Origin of the sequence: Kribbella sandramycini, assembly GCF_013131805.1 — a bacterium.
GTDB lineage: Bacteria > Actinomycetota > Actinomycetes > Propionibacteriales > Kribbellaceae > Kribbella > Kribbella sandramycini.
Genome location: NZ_JABJRC010000007.1, coordinates 118,284 through 137,675, shown reverse-complemented (window position 1 = coordinate 137,675; position 19,392 = coordinate 118,284). Strand labels below are relative to the sequence as shown.

The window sequence follows — 19,392 nt, the reverse complement described above, 5'->3', positions numbered from 1 at the left end:
CCGCCTCGGAACCGGGGCGGCTTTTCTGTGCGTCGGTCAAGATGACCGACCGTCTTGAGGAGAAGATATGACTACGTACCACGCGATCGAGGCCCTGGACGGCGCCTTCGCCGCGGTCAGTCGTGAGCTCACCGAGCCCGGCGCCGGCCGGGTGCGGATCCGGGTTGAGGCCTGCGGTGTCTGCCACAGCGACGTCCTGGGGGTGCACAACCTGAACGGCACCCGTCCGGCCGGTACGCCGATCGTCCCGGGCCACGAAGTGGTCGGATGGATCGACGCCGTCGGCGCCGGGGTGGGGGAGCGGAGCGTCGGTCAACGGGTCGGCGTCGGCTTCCTGGCCGGCCACTGCGGTGTCTGCGCGAACTGCCGCCGCGGGGATTTCGTCTACTGCTCGAACCAGCCGGTCACCGGTGACACGATCGACGGCGGGTACGCCGAGTACCTGACCGTGCCGGCCAGTGGACTGGTCGCCGTACCGGAGGAGTGGGACGCGGCCGAGGCGGCGCCACTGCTCTGCGCCGGCATCACCGTCTTCAACGGTCTACGCAAAGGCACCCCTGAGCCGGGTGCGATGGTCGCCGTCCAGGGCATCGGCGGGCTAGGCCACCTCGCGATCCAGTACGCCGCCAAACTCGGACTCCGAGTCGCTGCGATCGCCCGGGGTGAGGACAAGCGGCAACTGGCGCTCGAACTCGGTGCGACCGACTACATCGACAGCTCCGCGGTGCACCCCGGCCAGGCGCTCCAGCAGCTCGGCGGCGCTCAGGTGATCATCGCGACGGCGGCCAGTGGCGCATCGATGTCGCCGCTCGTCGAGGGCCTCGGCCTCCGCGGCAAGCTGATCGTCGTCGGCGCCGCCGCGGATCCGATCGAGGTCACCACCAGCGCACTGATCTTCGGCGGCCGCTCGATCGAGGGCTCACTCACCGGCACTCCCAGCGAGAACGAGGCCAATCTCGCCTTCGCCCTCGCCAACAACGTCCGCCCGCTGGTCGAACGCGTCCCCCTCGACCAGGCGCCCGCTGCCTACGCCCGGATGATGTCCGGCGCGGCCCGCTTCCGGATGGTGCTGACGACCGGAGCGACCCGATGAAGGTGGTCCTGAAAGAGCTCGGCGACCTCGCCGCGAACGCGGAACTGCAGGACACGGCCGAACTGATCGCCGGTCCGGACGACGTCGTCGTCGCGATCGAGGCGGCCACCGTCAACCCGGTCGACCAGATGCTTGCTTCCGGCAACTACAACTACCCGGTGCGGACGCCGTACGACCTCGGGACCGAGGGCGTCGGGCGGGTCGTCGCCGGTGCTTCCAAGTTGATCGGTCGCCGGGTGCTGATCCTCCCGAACTACGAGCAGGGCACCTGGGCCGACAAGGTGGTGGTGAAGGCGGCCAACGTCGTACCGATCCCGGAGGGCGGTGACGTCGAACAGATGGCCATGCTCAGCACCAACCCGCTGACCGCCTACCTGGCGCTGACGCGCTTCACGGGACTGCAGCCGGGGGACTGGGTCGGGCTCAACCTCGGTAACTCGGCCGTGGCGCAGTACGCGACGGCGCTGGCTCAGCGCGCCGGCGCGCGGGTGTTGAGCGTCGTCCGCCGACCCGACGCGGCCGATGGTCTGGCGGCTGATGTGGTCCTGGTCGACGGGGACGATCTCGCCGACCGGATCAAAGCCGAGTTGGGCGACGACCGTTTCGCGCTGATCCTCGACGGCGCAGGCGACGCGAGTGTCGGTGCGCTGGCGCAGGCGGCCGCGTTCGGCGCGCCGGTGGTGGTCTATTCGTCGGTCACCGGCGCGGCGCCTGCGGTGGGGTTGGGCGACCTCGTCTTCACCGAGCTGCGGGTCCACGGGGTGTGGATCCCGAACTGGCTGCGGACGGCGTCGGCGGCCGAGATCGAGCAGACGTACGGCGACCTCGCCCGGCTGACGATCGACGGCGTCCTGCGGGCGCGCGTCGAGGCGACCTACGCGCTTGCGGATGTCGCGCAGGCGATCGAGCACGCCGCCCGGCCGGGGCGCGGCGGGAAAGTGCTGCTCAGGCCGTGATCGTCATCGAGGCGAGCTGATCGCCCTGTACGTCGAAGGTGAAGTGGGACGGGCCGTTGAAACCGTCGCCGCCGACCTGGGTGAGCAGGGTGATCGGGTTGCCCGGAGTGGCGATCCGGGTGTCGGTGAAGGTGGCTCGTTTGCCGATCAGCTCGTTGCTGCTCCAGGAGCGGATCTGGTCGTGGCCGCGGAACTGGCGGCCCCAGTCGTCGACGTAGCCGTGGTCGGCGAAGGCCGCCACGAACGCGTCGTTGTCCTGTTCGTCGATCGCGGTGAGCGCACGCTGGACCGCGGCCGGGATCTCTTGGCTCATGTTGCCGACGATAGCCGTTGAACCGGTTGCCGCGGCGGCACGTATGCCAGGTGTTCAAGGAGATACCGAGGAGGACCTGATGAGGCGTGTGGCCGGTGTGGTGGGAGTGGTCGTGCTGGGGCTCGGCGCATTGACTGCTTGTGGTGACGACGACGGTGCTGCGGGTAGTGCGGCGCCGGAAGCCGTTGCGCAGTTGAAGACCGCGGACAGCGGCCTGGGCAAGATCCTTGTCGACGGCAACGGCCGGACCGTGTACGTCTTCGACAAGGACACCGCCGGTAAGTCGAACTGCGAGGCGGACTGTCTGGCGAAGTGGCCGGCGGTCGCGCCCGGCGAGGGCACTCCGCAGCTGGACGGCGTGGAGGTCACGACGATCACCCGCACCGACGGCGGCAAGCAACTGGCGGTCGGCGGGCTGCCGGTGTACCTGTTCGCCGGTGACACCAAGGCCGGTGAGACCAAGGGGCAGGCGGTCGGGGGAGTGTGGTGGGCCGTCGGCGCGGACGGCAAGAAGATCACGACCCAACCGTCCGGCGATGGCAACTACGGCTACTGAGTACTTCCCCGGGTGGGCGCCCGCCGTAACCGGTATCGTTCCGTCGGTGGGTGACTACCAGGGTGCGGACGCGGGGGAGACGTTCGTCCGTTCTCTGTACGCCGAACATGGGCGCAGCCTGCTGGCGTACGCGACCCGGCTGACCGGGGATCGGGCCGCGGCGGAGGACGTCGTCCAGGAGACGCTGGTGCGGGCGTGGAAACACGCTGCCGATCTGAACAAGGGTGCGGGCTCGGTGCGGGGCTGGCTGCTCACGGTGGCGCGCAACATCGTCACCGACCGGGCCAGAGCGCGAGCGGCCCGGCCCGCCGAGGTAGCCGATGTGGTGGACCGCCCTCCGGTGGAGGGCGACCACTCCGACGCCGTGGTGAACACCATGGTGGTGCTGGGCGCGCTGGACCAGGTGTCGCCCGAACACCGCGAGGTGCTGGTCGAGCTGTACTACCGCGGTCGCTCGGTGGCCGAGGCGGCGCAGGAGCTCGGCGTCCCGCCGGGTACCGTGAAATCGCGAACGTACTACGCCCTCCGAGCATTGCGCGCGGTGATGGCCGGATCAGAGGCGGAGGTGGCCAGATGAGCGAGCACTCGCAGCTGGGCGCTTACGCTCTGGGCGCGCTGGACGCCGACGAGGCGCGCGAGGTGGAGGCCCACCTGGCGGACTGCGCAGAGTGCCGCGCCGAGCTGGTGGAGCTGGAGGAGCTGAAGGAGTTCCTCGGGGAGGTCCCGCCGGAGGCGTTCCTGGACGGCCCGCCGGAGGGCGGGGACCTGTTGCTCCAGCGCACGGTGCGTGAGGTCCGGGAGGCTGCTGCTGCGCCGTCCGCGGTCGCTACGCCGGTTGCACCGGTGGCGAAGAAGCGCGGTCGGTGGCTGCTGGTTGCCGCGGCGGTTGTTGTGGTGGCTGGTGCGCTGGGCGGCGGCGTACTGATCGGGCGGCAGACCGTCGAGCAGGCTGACGGGCCGGTGCCGGGATCGGTGCAGGTGAGTGCGACCGATGCGGCGTCCGGGGCGACGATGGCGACCACTGTGGAGCCGCGGGAGAACTGGACCTGGATACGGGTGCGGATCACCGGGCTGAAGCCCGGCGCCGAGTGTGAGATGTACGTGACCGACAAGGCCGGCAAGGTCTGGACGGCCGGCAGCTGGGTGGTCACGGAGCAGGCTGCCCGGGAGGGGAGCCGGTTCGGTGGCGGTGTGCTGATTTCGCCGGACCAGGTCAAGTCGGTGGAGATCAAGACGGTGCAGGGTGCGCACGTCGTGACCACCACCATCTGAAACCAGTTGTCCCCCGGGAGAGGATGGATTCGTGCCTTCTGCTTCCGCTGCTGACACTCCGGCCCGCCGTAAGGCCGCGGCCGCCAACTGCGACCGCTGGCTCGCCCACCCCCGGACGCCGATGGCGGACCGGCTCCGGCGGCTCGCTGAGGTGACAGCCGAGGCGGATGCCGACATCTACGGCACCGGCGGTGAGGTGGCCGCGCTGGAGCAGGAGGTGGCCGAGCTGCTCGGCAAACCGGCCGCAGTCTTCATGCCGTCGGGCATCATGGCGCAGCAGAGCGTGCTGCGGGTGTACGCCGATCGCGCGGGCACCAGCCGGGTGGCGGTACACGGCCAGTCCCACCTGCTGGTGCACGAGCTGAACGCGCTGGAGGAGGTCCACCAGCTGCGCATCGAGCGTCTGACGTCCGAACCGCGCCAGCCGCGGCCGGACGAGCTGCAGGCCATTCCGGGCAAGCTGGCGGCAGTGTCGCTGGAGCTGCCGCTGCGCGACCCCGGCTTCCTGCTGCCGACCTGGGACGAGCTGGTCGTGTTCGCCGAGGCCTGCGCGGCACGCGGCGTACCACTGCATCTCGACGGCGCTCGGCTCTGGGAGAGCACGCCGTACCTGGAGCACAGCCTGGCGGAGATCTCGGCGCTGGCCAGCTCGGTCTACGTGTCGTTCTACAAGGTGCTCGGCGGGCTGGCCGGTGCGATCCTGGCCGGGCCGGAAGACGTCATCGCCGAGACGAGGCGCTGGCAGCGCCGCCTCGGCGGCAACCTCTTCACCCTCGCACCGTACGCCGTCGCCGCGCGCGAGGGACTGCGCACGGTGCTCCCGTTGATGGACGACCTGTACGACCGCGCCGTCCAGATCGCCGTCTCCTTACAGGGCGAGGGATTCCGCGTCGTGCCGGAGTCGCCGCACACCAACTCCTTCCAGCTCTACGCGCCCCGCCGGGTCGAGGTGATGGAGGCCGCGGCGGTCGCCCGGATGGAGCGCACCCGCGAGTCGATCTGCGGCCCCTGGCACCCCGCCGCCGTCCCCGGCTGGTCCTGGACCGAGCTCGTCGTCACCCCCACCACCCTCGACTGGCCCCTCGACGAAATCACCAAGGCCTTCGGGGAACTTTTACGCCCCTGAGCTCGTCCACCGATAGCCAACTGGGGATCTGTGGGGAATCGGGGAAATCGCACGTGGTGACGTTCGTGGTAATGACGGTAGTTCTGCTCCTGCTCGCCGGCCTCGTCCTGCTCGCCGTAGCCCGCAACGAAGGCAAACACTTCGGCTAGGTTCAGCTGACGGCGTTGACGATGGCTAGGACTATGGGGGCGGCGACGGTGAGGGTGGGGACTACGAGGAGGGCTACGGCGGCTGTGTAGGTGGTGGCTGCTAGTAGGCGGTTGTCGGGGGTGGGGTCGGCTAGGCGCTGGACTCGGAGCAGGGTGGCGGACTTGGCGGCGGCCAGGCCGGCTTCGGGGGCTGGGGAGCCGGCAAGGGCTACGAGGGCTCGGGCCAGGGGGCGGGGGCCGTTGCGGCGGCGGGCGTCGTCGTCGGCCAGGAGTTCGACGAGGGTGCGGGCCTGTTCGAGGGCCAGGTCGCTGCGGACGAAGCGGGGGAAGGCCTGGTGCAGGGCGGTGAAGGCCTCGAGGACCAGGTCGTGGCGGGCGCGGAGGTGCGCTTGCTCGTGGGCCAGGACGGCTCTGAGCTCGCTGTCGTCGAGGCGGTCCAGCGCGCCGACAGAGACGACTACGCGCGCCCCGCGGAGGGCGGGGAGGCAGTAGGCGAGTGGCGTCTGCTCTTCGAGGACGCGCAGGCCGGGGATGAGGCCGTCGGGAGTGGCGAGGATGTCGACCAGGTCGCGGTGCCGCCGACGGCGGGCTCGGGTGCCGACGGCGACGCGGCCGGCGGCCCAGAGCAGCCTGACGACGACCAGTGCGGTCATGGCGAGGACTGCGGCGGCCACGAGGTCACGGGCGGACGACGGGTCGAAGCGCGGCTCGCCTGGCTGCCCGGCGGTCGAGTACGACAGTGAAATCCCCGCACCGAGCGCGGCCAGCACCGCAGCGAGTGAAATGGCCTGCCAAAGCGCGATAGCCGCGCGCGGCACCCGGTACGGCCAGTCGGAGCGCGCCAGCAGTGCGGGCGCCGGCCCCGCCAGCACCAGGGCCAACGCGGCCAGCAGAACCGGGGTGATCACCCGGCTCGCCCCGAGGTGTCGCCGTCCAGCTTGGCGAGGGCCTCGCGAAGCAGCGCGGCCTCCTCGTCGCTGACCTGGCCGACGAACCGGACCAGCGCCTCCCGCCGGTCACCGGCCCGGTCGAGTGCATCGCGCATCAGGTCGACGGCCAGCTCCTCGCGTGGCGCGGCGGCGCGATACCGCCAGGCCTTGCCGTCGCGCTCGCGCTCGGTCAGCTCCTTCTTCGCGAGCCGATCGAGCACCGTCATCACAGTCGTGTAGGCGAGGTCGCGGGTCGTCGCGACCCGCTCGTGCACCTGGCGCACGGTCAGCGCCTCGGACGCCGCCCACAGCTGCTCCATCACCAGGCGCTCGAGGTCGCCGAGCGGTCGCGGCGCCTTCTCCTCACTCGTCACGTGACCAGTGTAACTACACGTCGTAGTAGATAAGAACTACATCGCGTAGTAGATCCGCGCTACGATCTACTACGTATCGTCGTAGATGTCCCTGGAGGGGTTCGTGGACACCCTGGATCTGGCCCGCTGGCAGTTCGCCGTCACCACCGTGTACCACTTCTTCTTCGTGCCGGTGACGATCTCGCTGGTCGCGATCACGGCCGGGCTGCAGACCGCGTGGTACCGCACCGGCAAGGAGAAGTACCTGCGGCTGACCAAGTTCTACGGCAAGTTGTTCCTGATCAACATCGCGATGGGCGTGGTCACCGGCCTGGTCCAGGAGTTCCAGTTCGGGATGAACTGGTCGGACTACTCACGGTTCGTCGGCGACGTCTTCGGCGCTCCGCTGGCGCTCGAGGGCCTGCTGGCGTTCTTCGTCGAGTCGACCTTCATCGGCCTCTGGATGTTCGGCTGGGACCGGCTGCCCAAACTCGTCCACCTGGCCTGTATCTGGATGGTCGTACTCGGGACCCAGCTGTCGGCGTACTTCATCCTCGCCGCCAACTCCTGGATGCAGAACCCGGTCGGCTTCCGGATCAACCCCGAGCGCGGCCGGGCCGAGCTGACCGACCTGTGGGCGGTGCTGACCAACAAGGTCGTGCTCGTCACCTACCCGCACACGATCTTCGCCGCGTTCATGGTCGGCGGCGCGTTCGTCGCCGCGGTCGCGCTCTGGCATCTGCTCCGCCGGCCGGACGTCGATCGCGACGTGTTCCGGACGGCGCTCAAGATCGGCGCCGTGATCGTGCTCGCCGCCAGCGCCGGCGTCGCGCTCACCGGTGACCAACAGGGCAAGGTGATGACCGAGGTGCAGCCGATGAAGATGGCCGCCGCCGAGGCGCTCTACGAGACCGAGAAGCCGGCCGCGCTGTCGCTGTTCACGATCGGCACGCTGGACGGCTCGAAGGAAGTCTTCTCGATCAAGGTGCCGTACCTGCTGTCCTTCCTCGGCACCGGCAGTTTCGACGGCGAGGTCAAGGGCATCAACTCGCTGCAGGAGGCCTACGAGCGGCTCTACGGCCCAGGCTCCTACAACCCGAACATCCCGCTCGCCTACTGGACCTTCCGGCTGATGATCGGCGTCGGCCTCTCGACCGGCGCGATCGCGCTCTGGTTGCTCTGGGCGACGAGAAAGGGGCGGGCGCCGGCCAGGTGGCTGATCTGGGTGGTCGCGCCGTTGCCGCTGCTACCGCTGCTCGCGAACTGCTTCGGCTGGATCTTCACCGAGACCGGCCGCCAGCCCTGGCTGGTGTTCGGCCTGATGCCGACGGCGTCCGGCGTCTCGCCGGGCACGACGGCGACCGAGCTGATCATCTCGCTGGCCGGCTTCACCGTCCTGTACGGCGTCCTCGGATTCGTCGAGGTGAAGCTGATGCTGCGCACGATCCGGGCCGGTCTGGCCGGGACCGACGCGCCGCCGCCCGAGAGCGATCCGGACGACGCGCCGGATGCCGCCGAACCGCTGTCGTTCGCTTACTGAGAAGGGCTGGATCATGGAGCTCACGACCGTCTGGTTCCTGCTCATCGCCGGGCTGTGGACCGGGTACTTCGTCCTCGAGGGGTTCGACTTCGGCGTCGGCGCGCTGGTCCGGGTGCTCGGCCGCGACGAGCCCGAGCGGCGCGCGGTGATCACCACGATCGGCCCGGTCTGGGACGGTAACGAGGTCTGGCTGGTGATGGCCGGCGCGGCCATGTTCGCCGCCTTCCCGGAGTGGTACGCGACCGTCTTCAGCGGGTTCTACCTGCCGCTGTTCGCGATCCTGGTCGCGCTGATCCTGCGCGGGGTCGCGATCGAGTACCGCGGCAAACGGGCCGACCTGGAGTGGCGCGGCCGGATGGACACGGTGATCACCGTCGGCTCGGTGCTGCCCCCGCTGCTGTGGGGCATCGTCTTCGCCAACCTCGTCCGCGGCGTCCCGCTGGATGCCTCCCACGAGTACGTCGGCGGGCTGGGGGAGCTGCTGAACCCGTTCGCCCTGCTCGGCGGTCTGACCTTCACTGCGGTCTTCGTCGCCCACGGCGCGATCTTCCTGGCCTTGCGAACCACCGGCGTACTGCGAGAGCGGGCGAACCGGCTCGCTCGTCAGGTCGGTGTGGTCGCCGCAGTCCTTGCGGTCGCCTTCCTGTGGTGGGCCCAGGCGCTGCGCGGTGACATCGCCTCGGCTGTGGTCGCAGCGGCTGCCGCTGCGGCGTTCGTCGGCGGTCTGATCGCCAACCGGCTCGGCCGGGAGGGCTGGGCCTTCACCGGCTCGGCTGTCGCTACTGGGCTGGCTGTGGTCTCACTGTTCGCTGCACTCTTCCCAGCCGTGCTGCCCTCGACGCTGAGCCCGGAGACGACGCTGACAGTGGCCGAGGCCGCGTCGACGGCGTACACCTTGAAGATCCTGACGATCATCGCGGGGATCTTCACGCCGCTCGTGCTGCTCTACCAGGGCTGGACGTACTGGGTGTTCCGCAAGCGGGTCGTGGTGGCGGCATGAAGCCGCTCGACCCGCGGCTGCTGCGCCGGGCTCGGGCGGCCCGGACCTTCCTGGCTGCCTCGGTTCTGATCGGTATCGCGAGTGGCGCGCTGATTATCGTCCAGGCGATGCTGCTGGCGAAGGTGATCGCCGGAGTGGTGCTGCAGGGCGCTGACGTGACCAGTGCGGCCTGGGCGCTCGCCGCCGTGGTCGCTGGGCGAGCCGTGCTGCTGTGGTGCCAAGAGGTGGTCGCGCAGCGGTCTGCCGCGGCGGTGAAGTCGACGCTGCGGCGGCAGACATTGGAGCATGCGCTGAAACTCGGTCCGGTCTGGCTGAGCGGCGAGCGCAGTAGTTCGCTGACTACGTTGCTCACCAAGGGCCTTGACGACCTCGATCCGTATTTCGCGCGTTACCTCCCGCAGCTCGTACTCGCTGCGACTGTCCCGGCCGGAGTGATCGGCTGGATGGCGACCGGCGATCTGATCGCCGCTGGGACTGTCGTGATCACGCTGCCGCTGATCCCGATCTTCATGGCGCTGATCGGCTGGGCGACCCAGGCGCACAGCCGACGCCGGCAACGCGCGCTCGACCGGCTGGCCCATCACTTCACCGATGTGGTGACCGGTCTGCCGACCCTGAAGCTGTTCGGCCGCGCCAGGGCGCAGGAGGCGGCCGTACGCCGGGTGACGGATCGACACCGGGTCGCGTCGATGAGCAGTCTGCGGGTCGCCTTTCTCTCCTCTCTGGCGCTGGAACTGCTCGCCAGCATCTCGGTCGCGCTGGTCGCCGTTGGTGTGGGCCTGCGGTTGATCGAAGGCCACCTCGGGCTGGAGACCGCGCTGATGGTGTTGATCCTCGCGCCCGAGGCCTACCTGCCACTGCGTCAGGTCGGCCTGCACTTCCACGCCAGCGCGGACGGTGTTGCCGCCAGCGAGGAGGCCTTCCGGGTCCTGGAGACTCCGCTGCCGGAGCGTGGCGACCGGACCGACGTCCCCGACCTACGCACGACCAACCTGCAGCTGTACGACGTGACCGTGCGCTACCCGGGTCGCGACGAGCCGGCGCTCGACGGGTTCGACCTGGAGGTGCGGCCGGGTGAGGTGCTCGCACTGACTGGGCCGAGTGGTGCCGGTAAGTCGACAGTGCTGGCGGTGTTGCTCGGTTTCATCGCGCCCGAACGCGGTGTGGTGGTCGCGGGTGGCAGTGCGGCGGACGAGTTCGAGCCGAGCGCGTGGCGGCGGCAGTTCGCCTGGGTGCCACAGCGGGCCGGGCTCCGGTCGGGGAGTGTCGCCGACAACGTGCGGCTCGGGCAGCCGGAGGCCTCCGATGACGCCGTCCGGCTGGCTCTGCTGGCAGCCGGTTCAAGTGAGCTGGAGCTTGATAAAGCGGTTGGCGAGCACGGGCAGCTGTTGTCGGGCGGGCAGCAGCGCCGCGTGGCGTTGGCGCGGGCGCTGGTGACCGATGCGCCCGTGCTGCTCCTGGATGAGCCGACCGCAGGGCTGGACACGGACACCGAGGCCGCAGTGATCGCTGGGCTGCGGGCGACTGGTCGAACGGTGCTGATGGTCGCGCACCGACCGGCACTGATTACAGCGGCCGACCGAAGTGTTGTCGTGGGACCACGAGAGTTGGTGCTGGCATGAGCAGCTGGGCAGCCATGCGATTCATTCAGCCGGAGCGCAAGGTCTGGTGGCGGCTGGCGTTGGCCTTGGCGGCGGGTGTGGCTGCGGCCGGCTCGGCAGTAGGTCTGTTGGCCACGTCGGCTTGGCTGATCACCACGGCTGCCGCGCAGCCGCCGGTGTTGATCCTGTTGGTCCCGATCGTCGCCGTCCGGGCGTTCGGCGTCGCGCGCGGCGTCTTCCGGTACGTCGAGCGGCTGGCCGGCCACGATGCGGCGTACCGGGTGTTGGGGGAGACCCGAGCCCGGATCACCGCTCGGCTGGAGCAGCTCGCTCCGGGCGGGCTGAGCGGGCGGCGGCAGGGCGACCTGCTGGCGCGACTGGTGCTGGACGTCGATGCGGTCCTCGATCTGTGGTTGCGGGTTCTGCTGCCGGTGGCCGTCGCAGCAGTGACCGGAACCGCGACCGTTGCGCTGATCGCGCTCCTGCTGCCGACTGCGGGTGCGGCCGTCGCTGTCGCCGTCCTGGTCGCTTGCACGGTGGTGCCGTGGCTGACTGCCTGGTCGGCGCGTCGGGCCGAGCGCAGCGTGGCCGGTGCCCGAGGCGAGGTCGCCGCGGCAGCGACCGAGACGCTGCTGACCGCAGGTGAGGTGATTGCCTTCAACGCGACCGACCGGGTGCTGGACGCGTTCAGCGCTCGCGACGCGCGGCTGGCGGCGGCAGAGCGCCGGTCGGCCTGGAGCGCCGGGCTGGGCGGCGCGTTGCTGGTGGTGTGTGTCGGCGGTGCGAGTATCGCCGGTCTGGTGCTGGGCAGTACGGCGAGCATTACCGGCGCGGTGTTCGCCGTACTTGTCCTCACTCCGCTGGCGTTGGCCGATGTGCTCGGCGGCGTCCCCGCAGCAGCGCAGTTGGCGATCAGAGTGCGCTCTTCGCTCGGTCGGGTTCAGGAGTTGGTCGACAGCCCAGAGCCGGTCGCTGAGCCTCGGAAACCGGTAGCGCTGCCGCAGGGGCGCGGACTGCAGGTCCGGCAGCTCCGAGTCGGGTACGGCGCCGATAGCGACGTACTGAGTGAGCTGAGCCTGGACATGCCGGCCGGGAGCCGAGTAGTGATCACCGGGCCGAGCGGCGCGGGCAAGAGCACCCTGGCCGCCGTACTGCTGCGGTTCCTGGAGCCGCGCGCCGGCCAGGTTCTGCTGGACGGCGTCGACCTGGCCAGTCTGGAAGGCGACCAGGTGCGGTCGGTGGTCGGTCTGCTCACCCAGGAGAGCCATGTGTTCGACACGACGATCCGAGAGAACCTCCTGCTCGCGGACCCAGGGGTCAGCGACCTGCGGATCTGGCGGGCGCTCTACCTGGCCCGGCTCGGGGCCTTCGTCGAAGGCCTGGCGGACGGGCTGGACACGCTGGTCGGTGAGCACGGCGCACGGCTGTCCGGCGGTCAGCGGCAGCGGCTGGCGTTCGCCCGGCTCCTGCTCGCGCAGCGCGACGTACTGGTCCTGGACGAGCCGACCGAGCATCTGGACGAGGAGACCGGGCGAGCGCTGCTGGCCGACCTGTTCGCCGCGGCCGGCGAGCGGACGGTCGTCCTGCTCACCCACCGGCCGGAGCTCGTGCCCGATCACGTAGCGCGACAAGAAGTGCTTCTGCGGTGACGGATGCGCTGCGCGGGCCGCGCGTCTGCCAAGATGGGGAATCGTGTCGATCCCTTTGCTGACTGATCAGGTCCTGCTCGCGATCATCATCGCGGGGGTGGTCGTGCTGGGCGCTGTCGCCGGGCTCGTCGCCGCCCGCCGCCGGCGGTCGGAGTTGCCGGCGGCGACCACGCCGACCATCGAGCCGGCCGAGCCGACCGTCGGCGAGGACGCCGAGCAGCCCCGGGACACCCCGACCCGCACGCTCGAGGACACCGAGCTGCCCGCCGAGCCGGTCGCGCCGACCGTCGAGAAGCCCGAGTCCGCGCAGGGCCGGCTGGTCCGGCTGCGCGCGCGGCTGGCCCGGTCGCAGGGTTCGCTCGGCAAGGGCCTGCTCGCGCTGCTGTCCCGCGACAAGCTGGACGAGGAGACGTGGGAGGACATCGAGACCACGCTGATCACCGCGGACGTCGGCGTCGGCCCCACGCAGGAGCTGGTCGACAAGCTGCGGACGCGGATGCGCGTCGAGGGCGTCGGCGCCGCCCAGGCCCGCGACGTCCTGCGCGAAGAGCTGATCACGCTGGTCGACCCGTCGATGGACCGCTCGCTCGCGGTGACCCGCAAGGAGGCGCAGCCGGCCGTCGTCCTGGTCGTCGGCGTCAACGGCACCGGCAAGACGACGACCGTCGGCCGGCTCGCCCGCGTGCTCGTCGCCGAGGACAAGCACGTCGTCCTGGGCGCGGCGGACACCTTCCGCGCCGCCGCCGCGGACCAGCTGCAGACCTGGGGTGAGCGGGTCGGCGCCCGGACCGTGCGCGGCCCCGAGGGCGGGGACCCGGCCAGCATCGCGTTCGACGCGGTCAAGCAGGGCATCGCCGAGGAGGCGGACGTCGTCCTGGTCGACACCGCCGGGCGGCTGCACACCAAGACCGGCCTGATGGACGAGCTCGGCAAGGTCAAGCGGGTCATCGAGAAGTCGGCCGAGGTCGACGAGGTGCTGCTCGTCATCGACGCGACCACCGGCCAGAACGGGCTCACCCAGGCGCGGGTGTTCGCCGAGGTCATCAACGTCACCGGCCTGGTGCTGACCAAGCTGGACGGCACGGCCAAGGGCGGCATCGTGATCGCGGTGCAGCGCGAGCTCGGTGTGCCGGTGAAGCTGGTCGGCCTCGGCGAGGGCGCGGACGACCTGGCGCCGTTCGACCCGGAGCAGTTCGTCGACGCGTTGCTGGACTGATGTAGAGAACGCCCGGACAGCTTCGTCCTTCGGTAAAACACCCCGAAGAAGGAGACGCGAGATGACCAAGTTCCTGCTGCTGATGAACCACGACGGTGGCAACACCGAGACGATCATGCACGACTGGGACGAGGCCGACATGAAGGCCCACATGCAGTACCTGAGCGACGGCCTGGAGCGCCTGCGGGCCAGTGGTGAGCTGGTCGAGGTCCAGGGGCTGACCTGGCCGAAGCACGCCAAGGTGGTCCGTGCGGCCGGCGTCAGCGCGCCGGTGATCACCGACGGCCCGTACGCCGAGGCCAAGGAGGTCCTGGCCGGGTACACGCTGATCGACGTCGACTCCGAGGAGCGCGCGCTGGAGATCGCCGCCGAGCAGTCCAGCGCGCCTGGCCCGGGTGGCGTGCCGCTCGAGCAGCCGATCGAGGTCCGCCGGCTGATGGACTCGGATGCCGACTTCTGGGATATCTGACGACCACCTCCTCGAGGACCTGCTGCGTGAGCTGACGCCGCAGGTCCTCGGTGTGGTCGTCCGGCGCACCGGCGACTTCGCTGCGGCCGAGGACGCCGTACAGGAGGCCTTGCTGGCGGCTGCGACCACCTGGCCGCGGGACGGCCGACCGGACAACCCGAAGGCATGGCTGATCCAGACAGCGTTGCGTCGGTTCATCGACGAGGTCCGGCAGGAGCAGGCCCGACGGCGCCGTGAGGAGAAGGCGGCGCTGCGGGACATCCCGCCGGAGGAGGTCGAGGAGCAGGACGACACACTGCGTCTGCTCTTCCTCTGCTGCCACCCGTCGCTGACACCGGCCTCGGCGATCGCACTGACGCTGCGGGCGGTCGGTGGGCTCACAACGGCCGAGATCGCCACGGCGTACCTGGTGCCGGAGGCAACGATGGCGCAGCGGATCAGCCGGGCCAAGGGGCGGCTCAAAGGCGCCACCTTCGAGCTGGCGACCGATGCGGACGATCGGCTTCGCAATGTGCTGCATGTGCTGTATCTGATGTTCAACGAAGGCTATGCGAGTAGCAGCGGCCCAGAGCTGCACCGGAGCGACCTGTCGAGTGAGGCGATCCGGCTGACCCGCGCAGTACGCCGCCAGCTCGACAACGGCCAGGTGACTGGTCTGCTGGCGCTCATGCTGCTGACTGACGCCCGTCGCGCCGCACGGACCGGCAGCGCCGGTGAACTGATCCCACTGGCCGATCAGGACCGCAGCCTCTGGAACCAGACGTACATCACCGAAGGCGTTGAGCTGGCCGTACAGGCGTTCAGCTCGCCGCCGCTGGGGGAGTACCAGCTGCAGGCCGCCATTGCCGCGCTGCACGACGAGGTCGACCGCGCCGAGGACACCGACTGGCCGCAGATCCTCGCGCTCTACGGCCTCCTGGAGAGCCTGTCCGGGAACCCGATGGTCAAGCTCAACCGCGCCATCGCCGCGGCCATGGTCGACGGGCCGGACGCCGGCCTGAAGCTACTGGAGCCGTTGGACGACGAACTGCGCGGCAACCACCGGCTGGACGCGACCCGCGGCCACCTGTACGAGATGCGCGGCGACCTCGCGACCGCCGTCGAACACTTCCGGGCGGCCGCGCTGGGGACGACGAGCATCCCCGAGCGCGACTATCTGACGCTGAAGGCGGCCGCCCTCAACGATATTGCGCGAAAGCCCCGCTGACGTCGTCCTCGTCAGTTGCCAGCAGCAACCGAAGCAGCACCCGCGCCTTGTAGGGGTCGAGGAAGCCGCCGTCGATCAGACCGCGTTGGAGCAGATCGATCTCGGCGCCCGGGCCGGCGTAGGTGTTGCGCAGGATCGAGCCCGCACCCGTCCGCGAGGTGAGGACGACGGGCATCGTCGCGGCGAGCGCTTCGAGCGCCGGGACGAGCGCGTTCGGCACGTGACCGGCGCCGAGCGCGGCGACGACCAGGCCCTGGTGGGTGTCGGCCAGACCACGCAGCAGGAGGCCGTCGTCGTCCATCGTGATCGGATAGAGCGCGACCTTGGTGGCTTCGAGCACACTCGGCTCCGCGCTGCCCTGGAGGCCGTCCAGCCGCGCCGGACGGGTGAGGACGCGGACCTGCTCCTCGACGACGTGGCCGATCGGCCCGGTGGCCGGCGACGCGAACGCCGACGTACTGGTGGTGTGCGTCTTACGGACCCAGCGGGCGGCGTGGATCTCGTCCTTGAACACGACGAGCGCGCCGAGGTCGCGGGCCGCGGGGGAGCAGGCGACGCGGCAGGCGGCGAGCAGGTTCGCCGGGCCGTCCGGGCCGGCGAGGGTCGGGTTCCGCAGGGCGCCGGTCAGGACGAAGGGCTGCGGGTGCGGCCACACCTGGTCGACCAGGAACGCCGTCTCCTCCAAGGTGTCCGTGCCCTGGGTGACCACCACGCCGGTCGCGCCCGCGGCGATCGCCTTGGACGCCGCGTCGACCACCTCGAGCACCTTCGCCGCGGTCAGATTGGCGCTCGGCACTGCCTCGATGTCCTGGATCTCGACCGGACGGCCCAGCTCGGCCAGCCCCGGCACCGCCGCCGTCAGATCGGCTCCGGTCAACCGGCGGTCGCCGCCCATGGCGATGGTGCCGCCCAACGTGAACAACGCGACGCTCACTACCAGCTCCTCACTGTCGACGCGAGGACACTAGCGGGTCCGCGCTTTGACGTGCATCCGCTCCCCTTGCGGGCCGTACAGGCAGAGGATCTCGGCCGGGCCGGGGCCGTCGTTGCCGAACCAGTGCGGCACGCGGGTGTCGAACTCGGCGACCTCGCCGGCCTCCAGCACGAAGTCGTTGTCGCCGAGCACGAGCCGGATCTGCCCGGACAGCACGTAGATCCAGTCGTAGCCCTCGTGGGTGCGCTGGTCGACCTCGCCGCCCGGCCAGCCGGCCGGCACGATCTGCTTGAAGGCCTGCAGCCCGCCCGGACGCCGGCTGAGCGGGATGATCGTCACGCCGTTGTGCCGAACCGGTTTCGCATGGATCCGCGGGTCGCCGGTCGTCGGTGCGTCCACCAGTTCGTCGAGCTGGACCTGATGGGCGCGGGCCAGGGGCAACAACAACTCCAGCGTCGGCCGCCGCTGCCCGGACTCCAGCCGGGACAGCGTACTGACCGAGATCCCGGTCGACTCCGACAATTGGGCGAGCGTCGTCCCGCGCTCGATCCGCAACGCCCGCAGCCGCGGGCCCACCGCTTCCAGCACCTCGTCGAACATCTTGCCATTCTGGCAAAGAAAGTTGTCGAAATCGAGAACTCCGGCGGATCCTCGGAGTAACGAGAGGAGTTGGACATCATGACGACGTACGACGTGATCGTGATCGGGGCCGGTGCGGCCGGGCTGAGTGGGGCGCTGGCGCTGGTGCGGTCGCGCCGGTCGGTGCTGGTCATCGACGACGGCAGGCCGCGGAACGCCCCGGCGGATCACGTGCACAACTTCCTGACCCGGGACGGGACTCCGCCGAGTGAGCTGTACACGGCCGGCCGCGCTGAGGTGGCCGGGTACGGCGGTGAGTTCGCGACCGGCACCGTGGTCGGCGTCCACCAGGGTGACGTTTTCACGGTCGAGGTGGCGGACGGTACGACGTACGCGGGCCGACGCGTCCTGGTGACCAGCGGGCTTACCGACGTCCTGCCCGACGTACCGGGTTTGGCGGAGCAGTGGGGAAAGGACGTGCTGCACTGCCCTTACTGCCACGGCTGGGAGGTGCGGGACCAGGCCATCGGCGTACTGGCGACCTCTCCGATGGCTGTGCATCAGGCACAGCTGTTCCGGCAGCTGAGCGATGACGTGACGCTGTTCCTGCACACTGCGGCCGATCTGACCGATGAGCAGTGGGAGGAGCTGGCGGCGCGTGGAATCGCCGTAGTGACCGGAAAGGTCGAGCAGATCGAGACAACCGACGGGAAGCTGACCGGTGTGCGGCTGGAGGGCGGCAAGGTCGTCAGCCGGGACGTTCTGACCGTTCAGACGTCGCTGCGCTCCCGGGCCGGCTTCCTGGTCGACCTGGGGCTGGAAACCACCGCAGTGGAGGCGAACGGGATGGTGATCGGTGATGCGCTCACAGTCGATGCCATGAGCCAGACCGCCGTCCCGGGCGTCTTTGCGGCCGGCAACGTGACCGAACCGATGGCCCAGGTGGTCATGGCCGCGGCAGGTGGTTTGAAGGCTGGTTCGGTGATCAATGCGGATCTGATTCGCGAAGAGACGGGTTTGGCTCTCGCCGCGCGAGGTAGTTGAGGAGTTAGATAGCGGCGGGAGGGGTGGATGCTCGAGACGGTCGACCCGGAGTTCGCGTCCTACGTGGACGCGCGACAGGGCAGATGGCTTCGTACTGCGTACCTGGTGTACGGCGACCTGCAGCGAGCCGAACACGCTCTGCTGCAGGCGTTCACCCGGCTGTCACCGCAGTGGTCCAAGGCGGACGACCCGGACGCGTTCGTCCAGGGTGCGCTCTACCAACCGGCCCTGACTCGGTGGAGCCGGTTGCGGCCGTTTCCGGGCACTGAAAGCCCAGTAGAACAAGCGCTTGCTGGTCTGACCTCGACACAGCGCACTGTCCTGGTGCTACTGCATCTGGAGGAGCTGACCGAGTTCGAGACGGCGGATGTGCTGGCGCTGTCGCAGACCGCCGTCCACACCCAGGGTTTGAGCGCCTTCAGCGCGATGCGCGGCCAGGGCATCGGCCGGCGCGAGGACGTCGGCCCGGTCCTCGCCGAGGTCGCGGACGACCTGCCCGAGGTGGACCTCGCCGACCGGGCCTGGCTGGCCGGCAAGATCCGCAGACGACGCAGGCGGCGAGCCACCGGGGCAGGAGTGCTGGCTGCCCTGGTGGTCGGCCTCATCGTTGCCCTGGCATTCCTATCGGGCTGGCTCCCGGTCACGGGCTGATGGTTCGCGGATCACGCGCATCGTCAGCTCCACCAGGTAGTCGACCTCGTCGACCGCGGGCATCGGCTGGTTGATGACCAGCCGGAGCACGAACAGACCGGACAGCCACTCCACCATCATCACCGGGTTGGCGGACCGGCGGATCGGCTCGCCGCGGGCCCACGCGCGCTCCAGAGCGCCGCGCGTGAGCTCGATCCGGCGCTCCAGCAGACCGCGGTAGATCGCGGCGGACCGCTCGTCGCGGTTCGCCTCGCTGATGCCGAGCCGCATCAGCGCGGCCCCCATCGGATTGTTCACGAACGTCAGCGCGTTCCCGTAGACCTCGCGCAGATCGCCTTCCAGCGATCCGGTGTCGGCGTCCGGGATCTCGATGTCGAACAGGTCGGCCATCGCGTCGTTGGCGAGCTCCTCTTTGCTCGCCCAGCGGCGGTAGATCGTCGCTTTGCCGACCCCAGCGGCCTCGGCGACGTCGTCCACCGTCATCTTGTCGAACCCACGCTCCAGCAGCAGCTGGACGGCGTAGCGGCGGATCCTCGGCTCGGCGTCCGGATCGCGCGGCCTGCCGCGGCGTGGCGTCACCCCGTGGTCGATCTCCATTTCGTTCCCTACTTCGGACGGGGGCAGTGGCGCGGCTGCGGCCCGTGTGGTCCAGGCCAGAGTGCCACAAGAGGCCGCTTCCGGCGCTATGTCACGCCGATGTCACCTGGGCGGGCGCTTTGTCACATGCCGGAAACAAATGAACCGATCGGCTGAAA

General features: G+C 69.9%; 21 protein-coding genes. 15 read left to right on the top strand and 6 right to left on the bottom strand.

Translation table 11 applies throughout. From position 1 onward, the window contains the following. The first annotated feature begins 67 nt into the window (after nucleotides 1-67). Together HPO96_RS26280 and HPO96_RS26275 are read left to right on the top strand one after the other, a co-directional pair. Nucleotides 68-1,093 carry an alcohol dehydrogenase catalytic domain-containing protein gene (locus HPO96_RS26280; protein WP_171677017.1) on the top strand — a complete coding sequence of 342 codons (1,026 nt, stop codon included), beginning with the start codon at nucleotides 68-70 and terminating at the stop codon, nucleotides 1,091-1,093. Next, nucleotides 1,090-2,049, top strand: a complete 960-nt coding sequence (locus HPO96_RS26275; protein WP_171677016.1) for an alcohol dehydrogenase catalytic domain-containing protein — start codon at nucleotides 1,090-1,092, stop codon at nucleotides 2,047-2,049. Before HPO96_RS26280 ends, HPO96_RS26275 begins: the two co-directional genes overlap by 4 nt. Here HPO96_RS26275 and HPO96_RS26270 read toward each other — a convergent pair. After that, nucleotides 2,039-2,362: a nuclear transport factor 2 family protein gene (locus tag HPO96_RS26270; protein WP_171677015.1), complete on the bottom strand. Its 324-nt coding sequence runs from the start codon at nucleotides 2,360-2,362 to the stop codon at nucleotides 2,039-2,041. The genes HPO96_RS26275 and HPO96_RS26270 overlap by 11 nt on opposite strands. A 79-nt stretch (nucleotides 2,363-2,441) precedes the next feature. On the opposite strand from HPO96_RS26270, the gene HPO96_RS26265 reads away from it, so the two are divergent. From HPO96_RS26265 to HPO96_RS26250, 4 genes are read left to right on the top strand one after another with little or no spacing between them, the layout of a single operon-like run. After that, nucleotides 2,442-2,918, top strand: coding sequence for a COG4315 family predicted lipoprotein (locus tag HPO96_RS26265; protein ID WP_171677014.1), 477 nt, complete (start codon nucleotides 2,442-2,444; stop codon nucleotides 2,916-2,918). A 46-nt stretch (nucleotides 2,919-2,964) separates the two neighbouring features. Next, entirely contained in the window at nucleotides 2,965-3,495 is a 531-nt protein-coding gene (locus HPO96_RS26260; RefSeq protein WP_337796812.1) for a sigma-70 family RNA polymerase sigma factor, read from the top strand. Further along, entirely contained in the window at nucleotides 3,492-4,190 is a 699-nt protein-coding gene (locus HPO96_RS26255) for a zf-HC2 domain-containing protein (RefSeq protein ID WP_171677012.1), read from the top strand. Before HPO96_RS26260 ends, HPO96_RS26255 begins: the two co-directional genes overlap by 4 nt. A 31-nt stretch (nucleotides 4,191-4,221) precedes the next feature. Continuing rightward, nucleotides 4,222-5,316 (top strand): threonine aldolase family protein, encoded by a 1,095-nt coding sequence (locus HPO96_RS26250; protein WP_337796811.1) that lies wholly within the window; start codon nucleotides 4,222-4,224, stop codon nucleotides 5,314-5,316. Between the two features lie 151 nt (nucleotides 5,317-5,467). On the opposite strand, the gene HPO96_RS39250 is transcribed toward HPO96_RS26250, so the two are convergent. Next, nucleotides 5,468-6,373, bottom strand: coding sequence for a M48 family metalloprotease (locus tag HPO96_RS39250; protein WP_171677011.1), 906 nt, complete (start codon nucleotides 6,371-6,373; stop codon nucleotides 5,468-5,470). Continuing rightward, nucleotides 6,370-6,768: a BlaI/MecI/CopY family transcriptional regulator gene (locus HPO96_RS26240; RefSeq protein ID WP_171677010.1), complete on the bottom strand. Its 399-nt coding sequence runs from the start codon at nucleotides 6,766-6,768 to the stop codon at nucleotides 6,370-6,372. The genes HPO96_RS39250 and HPO96_RS26240 overlap by 4 nt, the downstream gene beginning before the upstream one ends. A gap of 103 nt (nucleotides 6,769-6,871) precedes the next feature. Between HPO96_RS26240 and HPO96_RS26235 the strand changes: the two genes are divergently transcribed. From HPO96_RS26235 to HPO96_RS26205, 7 genes are all read left to right on the top strand, one after another. Beyond that, complete coding sequence (locus HPO96_RS26235; protein WP_171677318.1) at nucleotides 6,872-8,287, top strand: cytochrome ubiquinol oxidase subunit I; 1,416 nt, start codon at nucleotides 6,872-6,874, stop codon at nucleotides 8,285-8,287. A 13-nt stretch (nucleotides 8,288-8,300) separates the two neighbouring features. Continuing rightward, entirely contained in the window at nucleotides 8,301-9,287 is a 987-nt protein-coding gene (gene cydB / locus HPO96_RS26230) for a cytochrome d ubiquinol oxidase subunit II (RefSeq protein ID WP_171677009.1), read from the top strand. Beyond that, nucleotides 9,284-10,909, top strand: a complete 1,626-nt coding sequence (gene cydD / locus HPO96_RS26225; RefSeq protein ID WP_171677008.1) for a thiol reductant ABC exporter subunit CydD — start codon at nucleotides 9,284-9,286, stop codon at nucleotides 10,907-10,909. The genes cydB and cydD overlap by 4 nt, the downstream gene beginning before the upstream one ends. Further along, nucleotides 10,906-12,537: a thiol reductant ABC exporter subunit CydC gene (gene cydC, locus HPO96_RS26220; protein ID WP_171677007.1), complete on the top strand. Its 1,632-nt coding sequence runs from the start codon at nucleotides 10,906-10,908 to the stop codon at nucleotides 12,535-12,537. The genes cydD and cydC overlap by 4 nt, the downstream gene beginning before the upstream one ends. A 43-nt stretch (nucleotides 12,538-12,580) precedes the next feature. Then, the gene (ftsY, locus tag HPO96_RS26215) at nucleotides 12,581-13,753 is read left to right on the top strand and encodes a signal recognition particle-docking protein FtsY (protein WP_420371474.1); all 1,173 of its coding nucleotides are present in this window, start codon (nucleotides 12,581-12,583) and stop codon (nucleotides 13,751-13,753) included. 61 nt (nucleotides 13,754-13,814) lie between these two features. Continuing rightward, nucleotides 13,815-14,222 (top strand): YciI family protein, encoded by a 408-nt coding sequence (locus HPO96_RS26210; protein ID WP_171677006.1) that lies wholly within the window; start codon nucleotides 13,815-13,817, stop codon nucleotides 14,220-14,222. Continuing rightward, a complete protein-coding gene (locus HPO96_RS26205) occupies nucleotides 14,200-15,429 on the top strand; it encodes an RNA polymerase sigma factor (protein WP_171677005.1) in 1,230 nt (409 codons plus the stop codon). Before HPO96_RS26210 ends, HPO96_RS26205 begins: the two co-directional genes overlap by 23 nt. On the opposite strand, the gene HPO96_RS26200 is transcribed toward HPO96_RS26205, so the two are convergent. Together HPO96_RS26200 and HPO96_RS26195 are read right to left on the bottom strand one after the other, a co-directional pair. Further along, nucleotides 15,401-16,363 (bottom strand): asparaginase domain-containing protein, encoded by a 963-nt coding sequence (locus HPO96_RS26200; protein ID WP_171677004.1) that lies wholly within the window; start codon nucleotides 16,361-16,363, stop codon nucleotides 15,401-15,403. The genes HPO96_RS26205 and HPO96_RS26200 overlap by 29 nt on opposite strands. A 30-nt stretch (nucleotides 16,364-16,393) precedes the next feature. Beyond that, nucleotides 16,394-16,963 (bottom strand): helix-turn-helix domain-containing protein, encoded by a 570-nt coding sequence (locus HPO96_RS26195; protein ID WP_171677003.1) that lies wholly within the window; start codon nucleotides 16,961-16,963, stop codon nucleotides 16,394-16,396. A gap of 78 nt (nucleotides 16,964-17,041) precedes the next feature. Here HPO96_RS26195 and HPO96_RS26190 point away from each other — a divergent pair, with 78 nt between their 5' ends. Then, nucleotides 17,042-17,986, top strand: a complete 945-nt coding sequence (locus HPO96_RS26190; protein WP_202886446.1) for an NAD(P)/FAD-dependent oxidoreductase — start codon at nucleotides 17,042-17,044, stop codon at nucleotides 17,984-17,986. A 27-nt stretch (nucleotides 17,987-18,013) separates the two neighbouring features. Further along, on the top strand, nucleotides 18,014-18,637 hold the full coding sequence (locus HPO96_RS26185; RefSeq protein WP_184999639.1) for a hypothetical protein: 624 nt from the start codon (nucleotides 18,014-18,016) through the stop codon (nucleotides 18,635-18,637). Here the strand turns inward: HPO96_RS26185 and HPO96_RS26180 are convergent. Then, on the bottom strand, nucleotides 18,608-19,234 hold the full coding sequence (locus tag HPO96_RS26180; RefSeq protein ID WP_171677002.1) for a TetR/AcrR family transcriptional regulator: 627 nt from the start codon (nucleotides 19,232-19,234) through the stop codon (nucleotides 18,608-18,610). The genes HPO96_RS26185 and HPO96_RS26180 overlap by 30 nt on opposite strands. Nucleotides 19,235-19,392: the final 158 nt, after the last annotated feature.

Bases quoted from the DNA above. Each gene is read 5' to 3' on its own strand.
- HPO96_RS26280 (WP_171677017.1), top strand. From the start codon at position 68: ATGACTACGTACCACGCGATCGAGGCCCTGGACGGCGCCTTCGCCGCG.
- HPO96_RS26275 (WP_171677016.1), top strand. From the start codon at position 1,090: ATGAAGGTGGTCCTGAAAGAGCTCGGCGACCTCGCCGCGAACGCGGAA.
- HPO96_RS26270 (WP_171677015.1), bottom strand. From the start codon at position 2,362: ATGAGCCAAGAGATCCCGGCCGCGGTCCAGCGTGCGCTCACCGCGATC.
- HPO96_RS26265 (WP_171677014.1), top strand. From the start codon at position 2,442: ATGAGGCGTGTGGCCGGTGTGGTGGGAGTGGTCGTGCTGGGGCTCGGC.
- HPO96_RS26255 (WP_171677012.1), top strand. From the start codon at position 3,492: ATGAGCGAGCACTCGCAGCTGGGCGCTTACGCTCTGGGCGCGCTGGAC.
- cydB (WP_171677009.1), top strand. From the start codon at position 8,301: ATGGAGCTCACGACCGTCTGGTTCCTGCTCATCGCCGGGCTGTGGACC.
- cydD (WP_171677008.1), top strand. From the start codon at position 9,284: ATGAAGCCGCTCGACCCGCGGCTGCTGCGCCGGGCTCGGGCGGCCCGG.
- cydC (WP_171677007.1), top strand. From the start codon at position 10,906: ATGAGCAGCTGGGCAGCCATGCGATTCATTCAGCCGGAGCGCAAGGTC.
- HPO96_RS26210 (WP_171677006.1), top strand. From the start codon at position 13,815: ATGACCAAGTTCCTGCTGCTGATGAACCACGACGGTGGCAACACCGAG.
- HPO96_RS26205 (WP_171677005.1), top strand. From the start codon at position 14,200: ATGCCGACTTCTGGGATATCTGACGACCACCTCCTCGAGGACCTGCTG.
- HPO96_RS26195 (WP_171677003.1), bottom strand. From the start codon at position 16,963: ATGTTCGACGAGGTGCTGGAAGCGGTGGGCCCGCGGCTGCGGGCGTTG.
- HPO96_RS26190 (WP_202886446.1), top strand. From the start codon at position 17,042: ATGACGACGTACGACGTGATCGTGATCGGGGCCGGTGCGGCCGGGCTG.
- HPO96_RS26185 (WP_184999639.1), top strand. From the start codon at position 18,014: ATGCTCGAGACGGTCGACCCGGAGTTCGCGTCCTACGTGGACGCGCGA.
- HPO96_RS26180 (WP_171677002.1), bottom strand. From the start codon at position 19,234: ATGGAGATCGACCACGGGGTGACGCCACGCCGCGGCAGGCCGCGCGAT.